The 346-nt window shown below is 68.2% G+C and carries 1 protein-coding gene; it reads left to right on the top strand.

The window, feature by feature from the left end; translation table 11 throughout:
- The coding region (locus M622_RS0119815) for an IS66 family transposase (RefSeq protein ID WP_031346208.1) at positions 1 to 346 on the top strand (346 nt) is incomplete at both ends.

Genomic DNA, 346 nt, shown 5'->3' with positions numbered 1-346 from the left:
AGCAACGCCAGCAACGACCTTCTGGCGATGCTGCTCGTCACCAAGTACGTCGATGGGCTGCCGCTGGCGCGTTTCGAGTACGTGCTCGCCCGTGCGGGTGTCCTCGTGCCGCGCCAGACGCTGGCGCGCTGGGTGATTGGCACGGCCCGGGCGCTGCAGCCAATCGCCAACCTGATGCGCGACGGGCTGCTCGGACACGACGTGATCCACATGGACGAGACCCCGGTCCAGGTGCTCAAGGAGCCCGGCCGGGCGGCAACCAGCAAGAGTCAGATGTGGGTGCAGCGCGGCGGCCCGCCGGGCAAACCGGTGATTCTCTTCGAGTACGATCCGAGCCGTGCGCAGG

Source organism: Thauera terpenica 58Eu (genome assembly GCF_000443165.1).
GTDB classification, from domain to species: Bacteria; Pseudomonadota; Gammaproteobacteria; order Burkholderiales; family Rhodocyclaceae; genus Thauera; species Thauera terpenica.
Note: the sequence above shows the minus strand (reverse complement) of the source record. Positions and strands in the feature narration are given on the sequence as shown.